Annotated in this window: 19 protein-coding genes; 7 read left to right on the top strand and 12 right to left on the bottom strand. The window is 65.0% G+C overall.

The genetic code is table 11. From position 1 onward, the window contains the following. Positions 1 to 97: 97 nt before the first annotated feature. Both IVB41_RS21840 and IVB41_RS21835 read right to left on the bottom strand, forming a co-directional pair. On the bottom strand, positions 98 to 904 hold the full coding sequence (locus tag IVB41_RS21840; RefSeq protein ID WP_247434670.1) for an enoyl-CoA hydratase/isomerase family protein: 807 nt from the start codon (positions 902 to 904) through the stop codon (positions 98 to 100). A gap of 34 nt (positions 905 to 938) precedes the next feature. After that, positions 939 to 1,697 (bottom strand): hypothetical protein, encoded by a 759-nt coding sequence (locus IVB41_RS21835; RefSeq protein ID WP_247434667.1) that lies wholly within the window; start codon positions 1,695 to 1,697, stop codon positions 939 to 941. 62 nt (positions 1,698 to 1,759) lie between these two features. On the opposite strand from IVB41_RS21835, the gene nthA reads away from it, so the two are divergent. Genes nthA through IVB41_RS21820 form a run of 3 tightly spaced genes read left to right on the top strand, consistent with a single transcriptional unit; the run spans position 1,760 to position 3,419 of the window. Then, a complete protein-coding gene (gene nthA, locus IVB41_RS21830; RefSeq protein WP_007591118.1) occupies positions 1,760 to 2,386 on the top strand; it encodes a nitrile hydratase subunit alpha in 627 nt (208 codons plus the stop codon). After that, positions 2,383 to 3,042, top strand: a complete 660-nt coding sequence (gene nthB / locus IVB41_RS21825) for a nitrile hydratase subunit beta (RefSeq protein WP_027566927.1) — start codon at positions 2,383 to 2,385, stop codon at positions 3,040 to 3,042. Before nthA ends, nthB begins: the two co-directional genes overlap by 4 nt. Next, complete coding sequence (locus tag IVB41_RS21820) at positions 3,042 to 3,419, top strand: nitrile hydratase accessory protein (RefSeq protein WP_027566926.1); 378 nt, start codon at positions 3,042 to 3,044, stop codon at positions 3,417 to 3,419. The genes nthB and IVB41_RS21820 overlap by 1 nt, the downstream gene beginning before the upstream one ends. A 115-nt stretch (positions 3,420 to 3,534) precedes the next feature. Here IVB41_RS21820 and queC read toward each other — a convergent pair whose 3' ends face one another. After that, the gene (gene queC, locus IVB41_RS21815) at positions 3,535 to 4,248 is read right to left on the bottom strand and encodes a 7-cyano-7-deazaguanine synthase QueC (protein WP_247434665.1); all 714 of its coding nucleotides are present in this window, start codon (positions 4,246 to 4,248) and stop codon (positions 3,535 to 3,537) included. Between the two features lie 139 nt (positions 4,249 to 4,387). Between queC and mazG the strand changes: the two genes are divergently transcribed. Beyond that, positions 4,388 to 5,248: a nucleoside triphosphate pyrophosphohydrolase gene (gene mazG / locus IVB41_RS21810; protein WP_247397980.1), complete on the top strand. Its 861-nt coding sequence runs from the start codon at positions 4,388 to 4,390 to the stop codon at positions 5,246 to 5,248. Between the two features lie 23 nt (positions 5,249 to 5,271). Here mazG and hflX read toward each other — a convergent pair whose 3' ends face one another. The 4 genes from hflX to IVB41_RS21790 all read right to left on the bottom strand — a co-directional run bounded on the left by hflX (position 5,272) and on the right by IVB41_RS21790 (position 10,931). Beyond that, a complete protein-coding gene (gene hflX, locus IVB41_RS21805; RefSeq protein WP_247434662.1) occupies positions 5,272 to 6,654 on the bottom strand; it encodes a GTPase HflX in 1,383 nt (460 codons plus the stop codon). Positions 6,655 to 6,665: 11 nt separating this feature from the next. After that, the gene (gene hfq / locus IVB41_RS21800; RefSeq protein ID WP_007591126.1) at positions 6,666 to 6,914 is read right to left on the bottom strand and encodes an RNA chaperone Hfq; all 249 of its coding nucleotides are present in this window, start codon (positions 6,912 to 6,914) and stop codon (positions 6,666 to 6,668) included. 237 nt (positions 6,915 to 7,151) lie between these two features. Next, positions 7,152 to 8,522: a sigma-54 dependent transcriptional regulator gene (locus IVB41_RS21795; protein ID WP_007591127.1), complete on the bottom strand. Its 1,371-nt coding sequence runs from the start codon at positions 8,520 to 8,522 to the stop codon at positions 7,152 to 7,154. 15 nt (positions 8,523 to 8,537) lie between these two features. Next, positions 8,538 to 10,931, bottom strand: a complete 2,394-nt coding sequence (locus IVB41_RS21790; protein WP_247434659.1) for a PAS domain-containing sensor histidine kinase — start codon at positions 10,929 to 10,931, stop codon at positions 8,538 to 8,540. A gap of 174 nt (positions 10,932 to 11,105) precedes the next feature. Here IVB41_RS21790 and IVB41_RS21785 point away from each other — a divergent pair, with 174 nt between their 5' ends. Next, a complete protein-coding gene (locus IVB41_RS21785; RefSeq protein WP_247286081.1) occupies positions 11,106 to 11,252 on the top strand; it encodes a hypothetical protein in 147 nt (48 codons plus the stop codon). Positions 11,253 to 11,420: 168 nt separating this feature from the next. On the opposite strand, the gene ntrC is transcribed toward IVB41_RS21785, so the two are convergent. Genes ntrC through dusB form a run of 3 tightly spaced genes read right to left on the bottom strand, consistent with a single transcriptional unit; the run spans position 11,421 to position 15,046 of the window. Beyond that, a complete protein-coding gene (gene ntrC, locus IVB41_RS21780) occupies positions 11,421 to 12,863 on the bottom strand; it encodes a nitrogen regulation protein NR(I) (RefSeq protein ID WP_007610301.1) in 1,443 nt (480 codons plus the stop codon). 9 nt (positions 12,864 to 12,872) lie between these two features. After that, entirely contained in the window at positions 12,873 to 14,048 is a 1,176-nt protein-coding gene (locus IVB41_RS21775; protein ID WP_027566920.1) for a nitrogen regulation protein NR(II), read from the bottom strand. Further along, complete coding sequence (gene dusB, locus IVB41_RS21770) at positions 14,045 to 15,046, bottom strand: tRNA dihydrouridine synthase DusB (protein ID WP_247434896.1); 1,002 nt, start codon at positions 15,044 to 15,046, stop codon at positions 14,045 to 14,047. Before dusB ends, IVB41_RS21775 begins: the two co-directional genes overlap by 4 nt. Positions 15,047 to 15,328: 282 nt before the next feature. Between dusB and IVB41_RS21765 the strand changes: the two genes are divergently transcribed. Together IVB41_RS21765 and IVB41_RS21760 are read left to right on the top strand one after the other, a co-directional pair. Next, positions 15,329 to 16,510 carry a bifunctional 2-C-methyl-D-erythritol 4-phosphate cytidylyltransferase/2-C-methyl-D-erythritol 2,4-cyclodiphosphate synthase gene (locus tag IVB41_RS21765; protein WP_247434657.1) on the top strand — a complete coding sequence of 394 codons (1,182 nt, stop codon included), beginning with the start codon at positions 15,329 to 15,331 and terminating at the stop codon, positions 16,508 to 16,510. A gap of 3 nt (positions 16,511 to 16,513) precedes the next feature. Further along, on the top strand, positions 16,514 to 17,122 hold the full coding sequence (locus tag IVB41_RS21760; RefSeq protein ID WP_247434654.1) for a CinA family protein: 609 nt from the start codon (positions 16,514 to 16,516) through the stop codon (positions 17,120 to 17,122). A gap of 710 nt (positions 17,123 to 17,832) precedes the next feature. On the opposite strand, the gene IVB41_RS21755 is transcribed toward IVB41_RS21760, so the two are convergent. Next, a complete protein-coding gene (locus IVB41_RS21755; protein ID WP_007591145.1) occupies positions 17,833 to 18,303 on the bottom strand; it encodes a type II toxin-antitoxin system RatA family toxin in 471 nt (156 codons plus the stop codon). 6 nt (positions 18,304 to 18,309) lie between these two features. After that, positions 18,310 to 19,266 carry a lipoyl synthase gene (gene lipA / locus IVB41_RS21750; RefSeq protein WP_007591147.1) on the bottom strand — a complete coding sequence of 319 codons (957 nt, stop codon included), beginning with the start codon at positions 19,264 to 19,266 and terminating at the stop codon, positions 18,310 to 18,312. Positions 19,267 to 19,275: the final 9 nt, after the last annotated feature.

The following is a 19,275-nucleotide window of genomic DNA, read 5'->3' as shown; positions in this document are numbered from 1 at the left end:
CGTCATTGTCGTCTGCCGGCCCGTTGATCGGGCCTATTTTGTCCCAGCGCCGCGTATACGGATAGTCCGCGGCGCAATCAATGGCCCGAGCCTGCTTCTACCGCCCTCTGAACTTCGGTTTGCGTCGCGTCAGGAACGCCTCGACGCCCTCCTTGTGGTCCTCGCTAAGGCTTGCCAGGGCGAACTGGTCGACGTCCATGTGGCTGGCGAGATTATCCAGCGCATGCGCCAGCCGGTTGACCGTGAGTTTCGTCATGGCAACGGAGAGCGGCGGCTGCGCTGCCACCTTGCGCGCAAGCTCCATCGCGGCATCGAACGCATGGCCGGGATCGACCACCTGCTCGACCAGGCCCCACTCATAGGCTTCATCCGCGCTGACGCGCTGATCGGCCAGGATCACCGCCTGCTTGGTCCGAGCCGGGCCGATCAAATGCAGCATGCGCGGAATGCTTTGCCAGCTCATGTTCATGCCGAGCCCGATCTCGGGCACCCGCAGATGGGCATCACGTCCCATGACGCGGAAGTCGAGCGCGACGGCGAGCGCCACGCCGCCGCCGACGCAAAAGCCCTCGATGGCGGCGATCGTGATCTGCTCCATCTCCTGCCAGGCGTGGGTCAGGCGCGGTCCGAGCTTGAGATGCCGCCGCAGCGTGCCGAGGTCCATGTCCTTGCGCGAGCGGCCTTCGGCATCCTTGAGGTCGAAGCCGGCGCTGAACGCAGCCGCGCTGCCTGTCAGCACCACGACAGAGGTTGCGGCGTCATCCTCGAAACTGCGCGCGGCTGCGGTGAGCTGGCGCAGCGCCTCTGGCGATAGCGCATTGATGCCGTCGCCGCGGTCGAACCGCACCACCGCAATCCGCCCCTCCGATCCGAGGCCCTTCTCGACCTTGACATAGTCAGGCAACGCAATCTCCCTTGTTCTTGGGTCTTCCTGGTGCTCACAGATGCCCGGTACGCCAATGTTCGGGTTCGCTTCCATGGACCGGAAACCGGATCGTGGTGCCGATGGTGATCCAGTTGGCATTTTCGCCGGTGATGTTGCGGCCGTAGATCACATCGACGGAGAAGATCTCGTTCGGACGGTAGCGGACGCCGGTCTGGAAACGCGGTTGCACGACGCTTGCGACCTCGGACGCGCCGGCCTGCCCATACGCCTCGATCGTCCATTGCAGGGTGTCGGTGAATTTCCAATCGAAGCCGATGCCGTAGGTCAGGTAATGGCGATCCACCGCGCGATCCCAGAGCCAGCCGCCATTGACGTTGATGCGCATGGTCTCGGACAGGCGGAAGGTCGCGGGGATGACGGCAAAGGCGGATAGCGCCTCGCCGGTCGCCGCGTCGAACGATCCGCCGCCATAGGCCGACAATCCCCACCGGCCTATTCCGGTCGGGACGAAATTCGTCTTGGCTTTTGGAGCGACCGTCGTGCTCCAGTCGCCATCGCTCCGGGCTCGGATGGTCTGCAGGCTCAGCTCGATCGGCCTGAAGGGATCGACGACACAGGAGGGATTGGCGACCGCCGAAAAATCGGTGTTGGAAGCCGTCGACAGCCAGCTCTCCACCTTGCAGGAGCCGACCTCGGAGATGTCGGCGGCATCGACCGCATAGGCGCCATTCGCGGCGCGCGCATCCTGCGCCGCGAATGCGCCAAGAGCCGCGATTGCGGCGGTTATCCCAGTTCTTGCAGCCCAGCCCATGGTGCGATGTTAGCAGAGTCTTCGCCTCGACAACGCCCGGATTCTGGGACTATCTTCGCCCTATGAGCGACCATCATCATCACCACGATCACGACCATTCCGAGCTGTCGGAGACCGAGCTGCGCGTGCGCGCGCTCGAGACGATCCTGACCGAAAAAGGCTATGTCGAGCCGGCCGCGCTCGACGCCATCATCCAGGCCTATGAGACCCGGATCGGTCCCCATAACGGCGCGCGCGTCGTCGCCAAGGCCTGGAGCGATCCGGCTTTCAAGACGGCACTGCTGGAGGACGGCTCGAAGGCGATCGGCACGCTCGGCCATGTCAGCCGCGTCGGCGACCACCTCGTCGTGGTCGAGAACACGCCGCAGCGTCACAACATGGTCGTGTGCACACTGTGCTCCTGCTACCCCTGGGAAATGCTGGGGCTGCCGCCGGTCTGGTACAAGGCCGCGCCCTATCGCTCCCGCGCGGTGAAGGACCCGCGCGGCGTGCTCGCCGATTTCGGCGTGCAGGTCGCCAAGGACGTTGAAATCCGGGTATGGGATTCGACCGCCGAAACGCGCTTTCTTGTGCTGCCGATGCGCCCCGCGGGGACCGATGGCTGGAGCGAGGAGCAGCTCGCCGAGCTGGTCACGCGCGATTCCATGATCGGCACCGGCTTTCCCAAAGCGCCCGGAGCGCCGTCATGAACGGCGTGCACGACATGGGCGGCATGGACGGCTTCGGCAAGGTCGAGCCCGAGCCCAACGAGCCGGTGTTCCACGAGGAATGGGAGTCGCGTGTTCTCGCCATGGTGCGTGCGATGGGCGCAGCCGGCGCCTTCAACATCGACACCTCGCGCTTCTATCGCGAGACGATTCCGCCGCACGTGTACCTGTCGAGCTCCTATTACAAGAAATGGTTTCTCGGGCTCGAGGAGATGCTGATCGAGAAAGGCTATCTCACCCGGGAGGAAGTCGCCGCCGGCCATGCGATGCAGCCGTCCAAGGCGCTCAAGCACGGCAAGTTCGATCTCGGCCAGGTCGAGCGCATCATGGTGCGCGGCAAGTTCGCCCGCCCTGCCCCGGCACTGGCGAAATACAAGATCGGTGACAAGGTCCGCGCGAAGAACATTCATCCGGCGACCCACACGCGGCTGCCGCGCTACGTGCGCGGCCATGTCGGCGTCGTCGAGCTCAACCATGGCTGCCACGTATTTCCGGACTCGGCGGCGATGGAGCTCGGCGAGAATCCGCAATGGCTCTACACGGTGGTATTCGAGGGCCGCGATCTCTGGGGCGCGGACGGCGATCCGACCTCGAAAGTCTCGATCGATGCGTTCGAGCCGTATCTGGACCCGGCGTGATGAGCAGCACGGCTGCTGCTGCCGCGACTGCAGCCATCCCGAGCATTCCGCGCGACGATGACGGCCCCGTGTTCCGCGCGCCCTGGGAAGCGCACGCCTTCGCGATGGCGCTGACGCTGCACGAGCGCGGCGTGTTCACCTGGCCCGAATGGGCGGCAGCCCTGGCCTCCGAGATCAAGCGCGCGCAGGCGGCCGGCGATCCCGATACTGGCGAGACCTACTATCTCCATTGGCTCGCCACGCTGGAAGGTCTCGTCGCGCGCAAGGGCGTTGCGTCTGCGGAGACGCTGCATCGCTACCGCGACGCCTGGGATCACGCGGCAGATCGCACCCCGCACGGCAAGCCGATCGAGCTGAAGGCGGAGGATTTTCGGTAAGATCGCGCACACCCGTCATTGCGAACGTAGCGAAGCAATCCAGAATCCCTCAGCAGAGGCAGTCTGGATTGCTTCGTCGCAAGAGCTCCTCTCAATGACGGCGGAGTGAGGCACCTCACCGCCCCGCCACGTACTCCCACCACCCCTTTGCCCGCAGGCTGCACGCAGGGCACTCGCCGCAGCCGTATCCCCAATCATGCTGCGCGCCGCGTTCGCCGAGATAGCAGGTGTGCGACTGCTCGCGGATGAGATCGACCAGCCCGTCGCCGCCAAGCTCATGGGCGAGCTTCCACGTCGCGGCCTTGTCGATCCACATCAGCGGTGTGTGCAGCTCGAACTTGCGGGCCATGCCGAGCGACAGCGCGGCCTGCATCGCGCGAATGGTGTCGTCGCGGCAATCGGGATAACCGGAATAGTCGGTCTCGCACATGCCGCCGACGATGTGACTGATGCCGCGCCGGTAGGCCAGTGCCGCGGCGAATGTCAAGAACACCAGATTGCGGCCGGGCACGAACGTGTTCGGCAGGCCGTCGGCGCCTATCGCGATCGCGACGTCGCGCGTCAGCGCCGTCTCGGATACGGCCGCGAGCGTTGGGATCGACAGCGTGTGGCTCTCGCCAAGCCTGGAAGCCCAATCCGCGCGCAGATCCTTGATGCCGTCGAACAGTCGGTCACGGCAGGCAAGCTCGATGGCGTGGCGCTGGCCGTAATCGAACCCCAGCGTCTCCACGCGCGCAAACCGGTTCAGCGCCCAGGCAAGGCAGGTGGTGGAATCCTGGCCGCCGGAGAACAGCACCAATGCGGTTTCGGATGAAAATACGTCGCTCATGGCCCGCGCTTTAGCATTGCGCACGCTGCTCGCCAATCCGGCCCGCCAACCGGTGGAAATCACCCTGTTCCGCCGCGCTGCGCTGGGAACGGGAGCTCGCTTTTGGCATAAGGCTTGGGAGCCAGGAGACTGCCCCGCAATGACCCCTTCCCGCGACATTTCCCGCCTGATCGAGATCATGGCGGCGCTGCGCACACCGGTGACAGGCTGCCCCTGGGACCTCGAGCAGAATTTTGCAACCATCGCGCCCTATACGATCGAGGAAGCCTATGAGGTGGTCGAGGCCATCAGCCGCGGCGATCTCGACGATCTCTGCGAGGAGCTCGGCGACCTGCTGCTCCAGGTCGTCTTCCACGCCCAGATGGCGTCTGAGCAGAACGCGTTCGCGTTTGGAGATGTCGTCGAGGCCATCACGCGAAAAATGATCCGGCGCCATCCTCACGTTTTCGCCGACAAGGAGGGCAACCTCGCCTCCTCCCACGTCAAGGAAGTCTGGGACCGCATCAAGGCGGAGGAGAAAGCCGAGCGCGCTGCGCGCCGGCCGCCGCAGGAAGCGTCGTCGCACAAATCGCTGCTGTCAGGCGTGAAGGCCGGCCAGCCCGCGCTGACGCGCGCCATGGAGCTGCAGCGCAAGGCCTCCACTGTCGGCTTCGACTGGAACGATCCGCGCGCGGTGCTGGCAAAAATCCGCGAGGAAGCCGACGAGATCGAAGCCGCGCTCGACCGCGACGACAGCGAGGGCCTAGCGGAAGAGACCGGCGACCTGATGTTCGCGCTGGTCAATCTCGCCCGCCATGTCGATGCCGATCCGGAAGCCGCGCTTCGCGCGACCAACGCGAAGTTCGAGCGCCGGTTTGGGTTCATCGAGCGGGCGCTGGAGGCGCAGGGCCGCACGCTGGAGCAGGCGTCGCTCGCCGAGATGGACGCGTTGTGGAACGCGGCGAAGAGCGAGGAGAAAAGCGCCGCACCGGCCGAGAAAAGCAACCAGGCGCGCGGCTAACTCCTTCGCCGGGGCGAAACCCGTTATGCCGACAGTCGCGGCACGGCGTCAAACCGGTTCACCACGATGTCCCGCTTGGTCTCGTCCACCCGCACCGTCATGTCGAAGCGGCCGTCGTGCAGCTCTTTCGCCAGCACTTCGGAATTCCGATGCAGCCAGCTGATGCCGGCGCCGTCGGAGGCATCGATGGAGAGGTCGAGCGTGATGCGCTTGGCAGCCAAGCGCTCCTCGATCGCGGCGAGCAGTGCGTCGACCCCCTCGCCCGACACGGCCGACACCAGCATCGCCGGATGATCCTCCGGCCTGCGCGCCGCGATGTTCAAAAGCTCTTCGCGCTGTTCGGGACCATAACGGTCGATCTTGTTCCAGACCTCGATGATGCGGCCTGAGTCATCGGGATTTATGCCGAGCTGGCGCAGCACGGCGTCGACGTCGCTCTGCTGCGCCTCGGCGTCGTCGTGCGAGATGTCGCGCACATGCAGGATGACGTCGGCTTCCAGCACCTCCTCCAGCGTGGCGCGGAAGGCGGCGACGAGCTGCGTCGGCAAATTGGAGATGAAACCGACGGTGTCCGACAGCATCGCCTTGCCGCCATGCGGCAGGGTGAGCGCACGCAGGGTCGGATCCAGCGTGGCGAACAGCATGTCGGCGGCCTGCACGTCGGCGCGGGTCAGGCGGTTGAACAGCGTCGACTTGCCGGCATTGGTGTAGCCGACCAGCGCCACGACGCGGTACGGCACGCGCTGGCGGCCTGCGCGATGCAGGCGGCGTGTGGCCTGCACCTTCTTCAGCTCGCCCTCGAGCTTGGAGATGCGCTCCTGGATCAGGCGGCGGTCGGCTTCGATCTGGGTCTCGCCGGGACCGCCCATGAATCCAAAGCCGCCGCGCTGGCGTTCGAGATGGGTCCATGAGCGCACCAGGCGCGAACGTTGATAGTTGAGATGCGCGAGCTCGACCTGGAGCGAGCCTTCCTTGGTCTTGGCGCGGCGGCCGAAGATTTCCAAAATGAGCCCGGTACGGTCGAGCACCTTTGCCTGCAGCTCCTTCTCGAGATTGCGCTGCTGGATCGGCGCAAGCGCGCAATCCATCACCACGAGCTCGACGTCGCGGCTCTTGGCGAGCGCAGCGATCTCCTCGACCTTGCCCTTGCCGATATAGGTCGCAGGGCGGATCTGGTTGATCGGCGCGATGATGGCATCGGCAACGACGAGATCGATCGCGCGCGCGAGGCCGGCAGCTTCGTCGAGCCGGGCTTCCGCGTCACGCAGGACATGAGCTTCCGATTGCGCGTCGGCATTGCCTGCGCGCACCCGCAAATAGGGACCGATGACAAGCACCCGCCCCGTCTGCGTACCCCCTGCCGACCGCGGACGGTCGGCATCCCCGTCGAAATTCCGGGGTTCCAATCAGATCACTCTCAAGCCGGCTGGTCCTCGCCGCCTTCGAACAACTGGATCGGAGCGCCCGGCATGATGGTCGAGATCGCATGCTTGTAGACGAGCTGCGAGTGACCGTCGCGCCGAAGCAGCAAACAGAAATTGTCGAACCAGGTCACGATGCCCTGGAGCTTCACTCCGTTGACCAGAAAGATCGTCAGTGGCGTTTTGGTTTTGCGAACGTGATTAAGGAAGGTGTCCTGCAGGTTTTGTGCGCGGTCTGCCGCCATTGTTTTTTTCTCGCTTTGAGTTTCTTTTTATTGCGCCGGTTGCGGCCCTCTTTTGAAAATCCGGGGTCCTCGTCCGGTGCCGTCCCTCATGAGATCCCCCTCGGAGGGACAGCGGTTCGATTAGAGGACAGGTAGGCTTATTAGGCAAGCCGCTTGACGCGGCAGCCCACGCCGTATTGCCCCGAAAAACTACGGAAATCGATGATTTTCCTCGCCTATTCCAACGACGTCGCAGCGTTAGCCGACGCCGAGCGCCTTCAACTTCCGGTGCAGTGCCGAGCGTTCCATGCCAACAAACTCGGCCGTGCGAGAAATATTTCCTGAGAAACGGCTGATCTGTGCAATCAAATAGTCGCGCTCGAACACTTCGCGCGCTTCGCGCAGCGGCAGGCCCATGATGTGCTCGCCATTGTTGCTGGTCGGCATCGCCGGCACCATGGAGCCGACATCCTGCGGCAGCATGTCGGCAGTGATGATGACCTCCGGCCCGCCCGCGGCCAGAATCATGACTCTCTCAACGTTGTTGCGGAGCTGGCGCACATTGCCCGGCCAGACATGCGACTGCAGCACCGCCATCGCGTCCTGGCCGATCTGCCGCTTGGGCAGGCCGCTGCCCGCGGAAATCTGCTCCATGAAGTAGTCAATCAATTCCGGGATGTCCTCACGCCGCTCCGATAGCGCGGGCACGCGGATCGGCACCACCGACAGCCGATGATAGAGGTCCTCGCGGAAATGGCCGGCCGCGATCTCCTCTTCCAGGTTGCGCGCTGTGGAGGAGATGATGCGCACGTCGACCTGGACCTTGCCGTTGCCGCCGACGCGCTGGAACGACTGCTCGACCAGCACGCGCAAGATCTTGTTCTGGGTCTCGCGCGGCATGTCCGCGATTTCGTCGATGAACAGCGTGCCGCCGTGGGCCTCTTCGAGCGCGCCGGGCTTGCGCGCGTGCTCGCCGTTGGACTGCTCGATGCCGAACAGCTCGTGCTCCATCCGCTCGGGCGTGATCGCAGCGGCGTTGATGACGACGAAGGGGCCGTCGGCGCGGCCCGAGGCCGTGTGCAACGTGCGGGCGGTCAGTTCCTTGCCGGCGCCGGCGGGACCGACGATCAGGATGCGGCTGTTGGCCTTGGCCGCACGCTCGATGGTCTGGCGCAGCTGGTTCATGCTGGGCGAGCGGCCGACCAGCGAGCTTGCGCTCGGCGCGAGCTGCTTCAGCTCCTTGACCTCGCGCTTGAGCCGCGAGTTCTCCAGTGCACGGTTGGCGACCAGGATCAGCCGGTCGGTCTTGAACGGCTTCTCGATGAAGTCGTAGGCCCCACGCTTGATCGCGGCGACCGCGGTCTCGATGTTGCCGTGGCCGGAGATCATCACGACCGGGAGATCGGGGTTGTCCTTCTTGACCTGCTCCAGGAGCTGCAAGCCGTCGAGCTTGGAGCCCTGCAGCCAGATGTCGAGGAACACCAGATGCGGCCTGCGGTTGGCGATCTCGGCGAGCGCCGTATCGCTGTCGCGCGCGGTCCGGGTCACGAAGCCCTCGTCTTCGAGGATGCCCGCAACGAGATCCCGAATATCGGCCTCATCATCGACAATCAGAATTTCACTTGCCATGGGTCGCCTGTTTTCTCAGCTGCCTGTTGAGGCTTCGATCTTCGTTGAATCATTGGTCTTTTCAGCCGGCTCTTTGGTTTCGACAGCCGCTTGCTTTGTTTCCGGATCCTTGACGGATTGCGTGGCCGTTTCGCCGATTTCCGGCTTGGTCGTTGCCCCGCCCGCCGGTTCGGCCCCCTCGCTCTTCGCGGGAGCGCCGGAGATCGCAAAACGCATCCGCATCCAGGCGCCACGCTGGCCCTCGCGGAAGTCCGAGGCATCCTTCAGCTCGATGCGCCCGCCATGGTCTTCCAGCACGCGACCGACGATCGCGAGCCCAAGGCCGGTGCCCTTGGCGCGTGTCGTCACATAGGGCTCGAGCAGGCGGGAGCGCGCCACCTTGGGCAGGCCGATGCCGTTGTCGACGACGTCGATCAGCACGTCCTCGCCCTCGCGCGAGACCACGACGTCGATCCGGCCTTTGCCGAGCTCCTCCAGGGGGACCTGCTCGATCGCCTCGGTGGCGTTCTTGACGATGTTGGTGACCGCCTGCGAGATCAGCCGCCGGTCGAACTGGGCGCGCAGCGGGTCTTCCTTGAACTCGGCCTCGATATCGATCTCGGGGTGGGCGACCTTCATCAGGAACACCGCCTGCCGCACTGCGTCGGCGACGTCCTCACCCTCCATCACCGGCTTCGGCATCCGCGCAAAGCGCGAGAACTCGTCGACCATGCGGCGGATGTCGTCGACCTGACGCACGATGGTGTCGGTGCACTGTTCGAAGATCTGCTTGTCCTTGCCCTCGGTGATGTCTTTGCCAAATTTGCGGCGAATGCGCTCGGCGGAGAGCTGGATCGGGGTCAGCGGGTTCTTGATCTCATGCGCGATGCGGCGCGCGACGTCGCCCCAGGCCGAGGTGCGCTGCGCCGAGACCAGTTCGGTGATGTCGTCGAGCGTGATGATGTAGCTGTCGTGCGGCTGGCTGGTCTTCTCGGCGCTGACGCGGACCGACAGATTGCGTTCCTGCCCGTCCCGCGTGATCGTGATCTGCCCCTGCACCAGGCGCTGGGTCCCTTCCCGCGCCGTCTTCATCATCTCCTCGAGCTCGGGCAGCACGTCGGAGAGCGGATGGCCGAGCGTCTCGGCTTCGGAGTGCCCGATCAGCTTTTCGGCGGAACGGTTGAGAATGCCGACGCTGCCTGAATTATCCACGCCGATGATGCCGGCGCTCGCGGACGACAGCACCGCCTCGATGAAGCGGCGGCGGCTGTCGATGAGGTCGCTGGCGTTGACGAGCTCGTCGCGCTGGCTGCGCAACTCCTCCGTCATCTTGTTGAAGGTCTCACCCAGCTGGGCGAGGTCGCCTTCCGACTGGTGCACCGGCACTTTCACATGGAGATCGCCTGTCGAGACCGTCTGGGCCGCGTTCATCAGTCGCCGGATCGGCGAGACCAGCGAGTTGGCGAAGTTGAGGCCGATCAGCACCGAGGCCATCAGGATGGTCAGCGCGATCACCGCGAACATCAGCGCGAACGCGACCTGGATGCCGAGCCGGCGCGACTCGATCTGGGCGTATTCGGCGACGCTGACCTCGGTCTGCTTGAGCTGGTTGACGACATTCGGATCGAGCGGCCGCGCGACGTAGAGGAAGGTGTCGCTGAAGGCGCGCAAGCGGACCACCGCGGCGACGAAGCTCGCATCGGGCAGCACCGCGATCTCGGGCTCGGATTCGTTGACGTTGCTGAGGAAGTCCGGCGCCGGCGGCGAATAGGCCAGCCGCATGCCGGTATCGGCGGATTCGAGAATGTTGGTGTTCTTGTCGATGATCATCGCGCCCGGCAAATTGCGCGAGGCGGCGCTGGAGGTCAGCAATTCGCGAAAAGAGCGGCGATCCTGGTCGTAGAGCGGCCGGGCGTGGGCGATGTCGTTGGCCATGCCGAGAATGTCGCCCCGGATCAGCTGCGCGTGGTCCTGCATGTAGGCGCGCGCGATCGTCAGCGAATTCTGGATCACCTCCTTGGTCGGGCCGGAGAACAGGCGGTCGAGGCCGCGCTCGATGGTGACGTTGGCGACGACGGCGACCAGCACCGCCGGCAGCACCGCCACGATCGAGAACAGGCTGACGATCTGGACATGGAGGCGCGCCGCCGCCCTGCCCCGCCGTCGCGCCAGGATCAGCTGCCAGAGCTCGCGGATGATGATGCCGACCAGCAGCAGGATCGTGCCCGCATTGATCAGATAGAACGAGCGGACAACCGCAGGGGTCGGCTCGATCGACGTGAGGCCGGTCAGGACCAGGAATGTCAGGCAGGCCGACAGCAGGGCCAGCGCCACGGCGAACGGCGCCAGCCAGCGTCGCGCCGACCAACGCCGGGGCTCTTCAGCTGGGGCCGTGTCAAAGGATGCGGCCGAGGTGTCTGCGCTGGTCATTCCGGCAATGGGTGCTGAAAAACGGGGTCCGCGGCGGGCGGATACTGATGTATTCGTACCACATTGTTGCCGAATTGCGACAATTCCGCGGCGCCCTCGCCGCGACCGACCCGCGCATCCACAGCGACATGCCGGAGGGCGGGAACGCATTCCGGCCCTCACGGCTTGACCAGCATGCACAGGTTCTTTCTCGCAATGATGGTGTCGGCCGTGCTGCTGCTGATCGTGGCGGCCGACCTCCTGGTCAACGGTGTCGGGGTGCAGGAGCCCAATGCGAACGTCGCCAGCGCGATACAGGTCGCAGGCCGGTTTGTCAGATAGGTGTGAGGCCGCATCCCGCGGCTGAAATCATCGTTTGAATGTTCCTGCGGAACATTTCAGTCCGGTCCGGACTTCTGATCACCGCGTCAGCCACAACGGCCAGCGCGATCCGGACAGGCTCAGCTCCGCTTGGTAGGGGGAGCTGAGCCACCGTCCGTTGCGGGGATGCTAGCCCCCGCTCCGATACACCTGGATATCGAGATCCCGGATCTTCTTCCGCAGCGTGTTGCGGTTGAGGCCGAGCAGATCGGCCGCACGAATCTGGTTGCCGCGGGTGGCGGCGAGCGCGGCGGTGAGCAGCGGCACCTCGATCTCCTTCAGGATGCGGTGATAGAGGCCGGGCGGCGGTACGCCGTTCGGGAAGCCCTGGAAGTGCGAGGAGAGATACGCTTCCACAGCGCCGCCGAGATTGTCGACGCCATGCTGGACCGCGGCACCCGGGCTGACCGTGGGTGGCGCCAGTTCGCCGTCGATGACCGAGCCCGTGATCACGTCCTGGGGATAGAGCGCCGCGAGCCGACGGGCGAGGTTCTCGAGCTCGCGCACGTTGCCCGGCCAGCGGTGCTGCTTCATCCGCTCCAGCGCCAGCGTGTCGAGCTTCTTCGGCGGCAGTCCGTCCTTCTCGGCCAGCGCGAAGAAATGACGAATGAGATCGGGCAGATCCTCGATGCGCTCGCGCAAGGGCGGCAGCCGTAGCGGCACGACGTTGAGGCGGAAGAACAGATCTTCGCGGAACAGACCCTGCTGGATCAGGACGCGCAGATCCTTGTTGGAGGCCGCGACGATGCGCACGTCGGTCTTGATCGGGGTGCGGCCGCCGACCGTGGTGTATTCGCCCTGCTGAAGCACGCGCAACAGCCGGGTCTGCGCCTCCATCGGCATGTCGCCGATCTCATCGAGAAACAGCGTGCCGCCCTCGGCCTGCTCGAACCGGCCGGAGGCGCGCGTGTTGGCCCCGGTGAACGCGCCGCGCTCATGGCCGAACAGTTCCGACTCGATCAGGTCGCGCGGGATCGCCGCCATGTTGACCGCGACGAACGGGCCGTTGCGGCGCTTGCCGTAATCGTGCAACGCGCGCGCCACCAGCTCCTTGCCGGTCCCGGACTCGCCCGTGATCATCACGGTGAGGTCGGTCTGCATCAGGCGCGCCAGCACGCGATAGATTTCCTGCATCGCCGGCGAGCGGCCGACCAGCGGGATCGCCTCCATCTCGGCGTCCTCGTTCGGCGTCGAGACCCGCTCCTTCGGCTCGGCCAGCGCGCGGCCGACGATGGCGATCAGCTCCTTCAGGTCGAAGGGCTTTGGCAGATATTCATAGGCGCCGCGCTCGGAGGCACGGATCGCCGTCATGAAGGTGTTTTGCGCGCTCATGACGATAACAGGCAAATTCGGCCGCATCTTCTTGATCCGCGGCAACAGGTCGAACGCGTTCTCGTCGGGCATCACCACGTCCGTGATGACGAGATCGCCCTCCCCCTGGCTGACCCAGCGCCAGAGCGTCGCGGCATTGCCGGTCAGCCGCACTTCGTAGCCGGCGCGCGATAGTGCCTGATTGAGAACCGTGCGGATGGCGGTGTCGTCATCAGCAACGAGAATGCTACCTGCGGGCATCGTTGATCCTCATTTTGCCCCCTGTGACGCAGACGACGACTTCCCGGCAGAGCCGTCGCGACTGCTTTGATCGGCATGTTTCACCGATGTGGAATACATCGGCATCAGCACGCGGAAGGTGGTCTTCCGCGGCTGAGATTCGCATTCGATGATGCCCCCGTGATCCCCGATGATCTTTGCGACCAGCGCGAGGCCCAGACCCGAGCCGGTCTGCTTGGTGGTGACAAAGGGATCGAACAGGTTGGGCAGAAGATCGTCCGGCACGCCTGGTCCGTTGTCCTTCACGCAGAATTCGAGCGGCAGGGATACACGGGATTTTTGACCGGGGACTGAGAGGCGCACGCCGGGACGAAATGCGGTTGTGAGCTGGATTTCGCCGTCGGGAACGTCGATCAGCGCTTCGGCGGCGTTCTTCACCAGGTTGAGGAACACCTGGATGAGCTGGTCCTGGTTCGCCAGCACCGGCGGCAGCGAGGGATCGTAATCCTCGACGAAGCGGATGTTGCGGGCAAAGCCGGACTGCGCCAGCCGTTTGACGTGATCGAGCACCGAATGAATGTTGACGGGGCCGCGCACCACGGGGCGCTCGTCGCCGAACACCTCCATGCGGTCGACCAGGGTCACGATACGATCGGCCTCGTCGCAGATCAGCCGCGTCAGCATGCGGTCTTCCGAGGAGGCCTGCTGCTCCAGGAGCTGAGCCGCGCCGCGGATGCCGGAGAGCGGGTTCTTGATTTCATGCGCCAGCATCGCGGCGAGCGCGATCACCGAGCGCGCGGCGCTGCGATGGGTGAGCTGGCGGTCCATCTTGTCGGCGATGGAGCGCTCCTGGAGCATCACCACGATATGGCCGGGCCGTTCCGTGACGGGGGCAACATGCAGATCGACCTGGCGGTCTCCGCCCATGCGTGGCGTGCCCAGATCGACCTTGTATTCGTTGACAGGTGCGTTCGACGAACGCACCTGGTCGATCAGCGCCAGCAAGGGGCTGCCGAACGGCACCAGCTCTTTCAGCGATTGCCGCTTCAAAAACTGCGTCGAGATATCGAAGAAGGCTTCGGTTGCGATGTTGGCGGCGACGATCTTGCCGTCCGGCCCGATCATGAGCACGGGATTGGGTAGTGCATCCAGGATGGCATCGCTGTCGGACGGAAACGGCCGACGATGTTCAGCGGCTGAGCTCATGCAGCGGCGCTCCATGCGAAGTCGTCGAAGGCATCTTGCAGTGACCGGTGGACGAGGCGCGGATCCTCCGAGGTGAGGATTTTCTGGCGCCAGGATTTCAGCTTCTCGGCCGGCGCACGGCTCACATCGGCCGCGACGTCGAGCGCCCAGCCCAGATGTTTTCGCGCGTGCCGCAGCCCGATGCGCAGGCCGTAGAGCGCGCAGACGCCTTCATAAAGCGTGCGCACATAATGCAGCTGCGTCTCGAGCGACGGCATGGCTTCCGCCGCCCCGCCCTTCAGGCGCCGGCCGATCTGGCCGGGCAGCCAGGGCTGGCCCTGCGCACCGCGGCCGATCATCACGGCATCGGCGCCGGAGGCCTCTAACGCTGCGAGCGCCTTCTCGAAAGTGGTGATGTCGCCATTGACGACGAGCGGAATGGAGATGGCGTCGCGCACGGCGCGGATCGCGTCCCAATCGGCCTCGCCCTTATAGAATTGGCAGCGGGTGCGCCCGTGCACGGTGACGAGCTTGATGCCTGATGCCTGCGCGCGTCGCGCCAGTTCCGGCGCGTTGCGGGTACGATCGTCCCAGCCGAGCCGCATCTTCAGCGTCACCGGTACCTTCACCGCCGCAATCGTCGCTTCGATCAGGCTGACGGCGTGGTCGAGGTCGCGCATCAAGGCGGAACCGGACTGGCCGCCGGTGACGTGACGGGCCGGACAGCCCATGTTGATGTCGATGATATCGGCGCCGTCGGCCTCGGCGATCCGGGCGCCCTCCGCCATCCAATGCGTCTCGCAACCGGCGAGCTGGACCACGTGCGGGCCGATGCCGGTGGCTTCGCAGCGCAACCGGGACATCCGATGGCCATTGGCGAGTTCGTCGCTGGCCGTCATTTCGGACACCACCAGACCGGCCCCCAACTCCGCGGCCAGCCGGCGGACGGGCGAGTCAGTCACCCCCGACATCGGCGCCAGGAAGACCGGGGTGGCGACATCAATATCGCCTATCTTCAATGGCTTAGAGCCAGATACTGCCGAGCCGGTCACAGGGGTCTCGTTGCGTTGGCAGCGCCTCATCGCGCCTGCCATGATCTATCTTGCGCACAATTCTTGTGCAGTCAAGCGTCATGCCTACACTTTAGACAGTTCTGCAAATATTTCAAGTGCAGTGCAGCAAAATGCTGTTTCCCACAATCCGGGGAAACCCCCTTTTTTTGCGGGCCTGCCGTGCTAGAGGCATGCGGCAATCACCCCACTCCCCGACTCTCTTCATCACCAAATGAGTATTTGAGTCCTATGGCGAAATCACAGCGCACCGCAGTCGTCCTCGTCGCGGCCGGACGCGGCCTGCGCGCAGGCGCCGGTGGCCCCAAGCAATATCGCGAGATCGGCGGTGTGCCGGTGATCTATCGCGCCATGGAAGCCTTCAGCGGTCATGCGGACGTGTTCGCGGTTCAGCCGGTCGTGAACCCCGACGACAGCGCCATGTTCACGGCAGCGGTCGCAGGGCTCAGCCACGAGGCTCCGGTCAATGGCGGCGCAACCCGGCAGGCCTCGGTGCTCGCCGGTCTCGAAGCGCTCGCCAGGCACAAGCCCGACATCGTCCTGATCCACGACGCCGCGCGCCCCTTCGTTTCGGAAGGCGTGGTCACCCGCGCGATCGATGCGGCCAGCCGCACCGGCGCCGCGATCCCCGTCGTTCCCGTCACTGACACCATCAAGGTCACCGGCGAGAACGGCAATGTCGAGGACACGCCGGACCGGGCACGGTTGCGAATTGCGCAGACGCCGCAATCCTTTCGCTTCGACGTCATCCTTGAAGCGCATCGTCGCGCGGCCAAGGACGGGCGCGCCGATTTCACCGACGATGCCGCGATTGCCGAATGGGCGGGATTGACGGTTGCAACCTTTGAAGGCGATGTTGCCAATATGAAGCTCACCACTCCCGAGGATTTCGTGCGCGAGGAAGCGCGGCTGGCCAGCCTGCTCGGCGACATCAGGACCGGCACGGGCTATGACGTCCACGCCTTCGGCGAGGGCGACCATCTCATGATCTGCGGCGTGCGCGTTCCGCACACCAAGGGCTTCCTGGCCCATTCCGACGGCGATGTCGGCCTGCACGCGCTGGTCGACGCCATCCTCGGCGCGCTCGCCGACGGCGACATCGGATCGCACTTTCCGCCCAGCGACGCGAAGTGGAAGGGCGCCTCCTCCGACCAGTTCTTGAAATACGCCATCGAGCGCGTCACCCAGCGCGGCGGCCGCATCGCCAATCTCGAGGTGACCATGATCTGCGAGCGGCCGAAGATCGGCCCTTTGCGCGACACCATGCGCGCGCGCATCGCCGAGATCTCCGGCGTCGACATCTCCCGCGTCGCGGTCAAGGCGACCACCAGCGAACGGCTCGGCTTCACCGGCCGCGAGGAAGGCATCGCGGCCACCGCGAGCGCCACCATCCGCTTGCCCTGGAGTGTCTAGGCCATGGCCGGCGGCGACGCACGCGCCCTCTCCCGCTCGCTGCTCGATCTGTGCCGGATGCGCAAGCTGACGATCGCGACCGCGGAGTCCTGCACCGGCGGCCTGGTTGCCGGCGCGCTGACCGACATCCCCGGTTCGTCAGACGTCATCGATCGCGGCTTCGTCACCTATTCCAACGACGCAAAGCGCGCGATGCTGGGAGTCGAGGCCGGCACGCTTGCGAATTTCGGCGCCGTCAGCAAGGAGACGGCAACAGCCATGGCGATCGGCGCGCTGGAGCGTGCCGGCGTCGATCTTGCGGTCGCCATCACCGGCATTGCCGGCCCCGGCGGCGCCACGCCTGGCAAGCCGGTTGGCCTCGTCCATTTCGCCGCCGCCGCACGCGACGGACGCATCGTTCACCGCGAGCATCGCTTTGGCGCCATCGGCCGCACCGCCGTGCGTCAGCGTTCGGTCGTCGAGGCGCTGCGCATGCTGATGGATCTCGCCCGCGGCCCGGCCCAGGCCAAGCCCCGCCGTGAAGCCGCGGTAACCCGCCTGCGCCCCCGCGTGACACGCTCGCCGCGTCGGCACGCCGTAAAGCGCAGGACGCCGCGGTCGCCGCGGAGCTGACTCCCGTACCCTGGATGGAGCGAAGCGCAATCCTGGATTCATTCCGGGGATACCGGGCGCCGGATTACGCCTCGCTCCATCCGGGCTGCAAGGCCTTGCGCTGCCCGAGGGGCAAAACACCTAAACCGTGGGTCAATCCTTCCGCACGAAAATATTCTGCTTTACCGAAATTTGGCTTTGGCGTATTCCTTCGCCACCTCATCCCGGTCAGAGGGGCGTATCGCGATCGTCACGAAACGTGGGGTGAGCTGCGGTGGACGCTAGTCACATCGGCGCGAAGGGCTTCGCAGAGCGGGAAACCGTGAGCGAAGGCATCGCGCACACGACCTGCCATTAGCGTACGGCAAAACCGTGTCGTCCTGACGCCCGGGGTCTGTGCGTCAAGTCTTGTGGTGATGTGGGCGGCCCGACCGGGTTCGCGCATAGCGGGCGCAGCGCCTCCGCCCCCGCCCGCCCGGAACAGTTTTCGCCGCGAATAGAGATCTTTGCGCAGCACCTTCAGCTCGTCTGAAAGTGCCCTTACCGTCTCGCCCGCAAATAGCCGGCGGACCGCCTCAAGCTTGAATTCTCGATCGAACTTACGGGGGGATTTGTTGGGCATCCGTTCTCCTTTAGAGAACTGTCCCCGGTTTTCTTGTCTCACTTTTGGGTCCACTCCAGATCCAGGGCCCCGGATTACGCTGCGCTCCATCCGGGCTACAGGAGCCCCACTACGACGACGCCAGCTTCCGCCGTCCGTAGATCGCGTCCGCCCGCTTCTCGAACGCGATGGAAAATCGCGCGAACGCGGCATCGAACATCGAGCCCATCAGGAGCGCCAGCATGCGGCTCTTGAACTCGTAGGCGAGGAAGAAGCCGACATCGCAAACGCTCTCGCCTTTGGGTTCGAACGTCCAACGGTTTTCCAGATTACTGAAGGGACCTTGCAGATATTCGACCAGGATCTTCAAATTGGCGCGGTCGAGCGTCACGCGGCTGGTGAAGGATTCCCTGACCAGCTTGAACGACACCGTCATGTCCGCGACCAGCACCTCGGTGCCGTCGGGTTTCGCCATGCGCTGTCGGACCTTCAAAGCGCTGCAGAGCGGCACGAATTCCGGGTATCGCTCGACGTCGGCGACCAGATCAAACATCTCGGACGCGCTGTGATCGACACGGCGCTTGCTCGAAAAATTGGGCATGGCGATTCAGCGGGCGCTTGCTGCCCGCGCGGCCTTCAGTTTGGCAAAATCCTCGCCGGCATGATGCGACGATCGGGTGAGCGGGCTCGCCGATACCATCAGGAAGCCCTTGGTGTAGGCCACCTTCTCGTAGGACGAAAACTCGTCCGGCGGCACGTAGCGCATCACGGCGTGATGCTTGCGGGTCGGCTGGAGATATTGCCCGATCGTCAGGAAATCGACGTCGGCGGAACGCAGATCGTCCATCACCTGCTGCACCTCGTGGCGCTCTTCCCCGAGGCCGACCATGATGCCGGACTTGGTGAAGATGGTGGGATCGAGCTCCTTGACCCGCTGCAGCAGCCGTATCGAATGGAAATAGCGCGCGCCCGGCCGCACCGTGAGATAGCACGACGGCACGGTCTCGAGATTGTGGTTGAACACGTCGGGCTTCGCGGCGACGACGACCTCCAACGCCCCCTCCTTGCGCAGGAAGTCGGGCGTGAGGATCTCGATCGTGGTCGAGGGGCACGCGGCGCGGATCGCACGGATGGTCTGGGCGAAATGCTCGGCGCCGCCGTCCGTGAGATCGTCGCGGTCGACGGAGGTGATGACGACATGGGCAAGCCCGAGCTTGGCCACGGCCTCACCGACGTTCTGCGGCTCGGCGGCGTCAAGCGCGTTCGGCATGCCGGTCTTGACGTTGCAGAACGCACAGGCGCGGGTGCAGGTGTCGCCCATGATCATGAAGGTCGCGTGCTTCTTGTCCCAGCACTCGCCGATATTCGGGCAGCCCGCCTCCTCGCACACCGTATGCAGGCCGTTGGCGCGCACGATGTTGCGGGTGTCGGCATAGCCGCGGGTGTTGGGGGCGCGTACGCGGATCCAGTCCGGCTTCGGCGGCGAAGCGGAATCGGGCCGGTTCACCTTTTCGGGGTGGCGCGGGCGCAGCGGGTTCGAGATGGTATCGACAATAACGACCATGGGGTGTCC

The sequence above is a fragment of the Bradyrhizobium sp. 44 genome, from assembly GCF_023073095.1.
Classification (GTDB): Bacteria; Pseudomonadota; Alphaproteobacteria; order Rhizobiales; family Xanthobacteraceae; genus Bradyrhizobium.
Note: the sequence above shows the minus strand (reverse complement) of the source record. Positions and strands in the feature narration are given on the sequence as shown.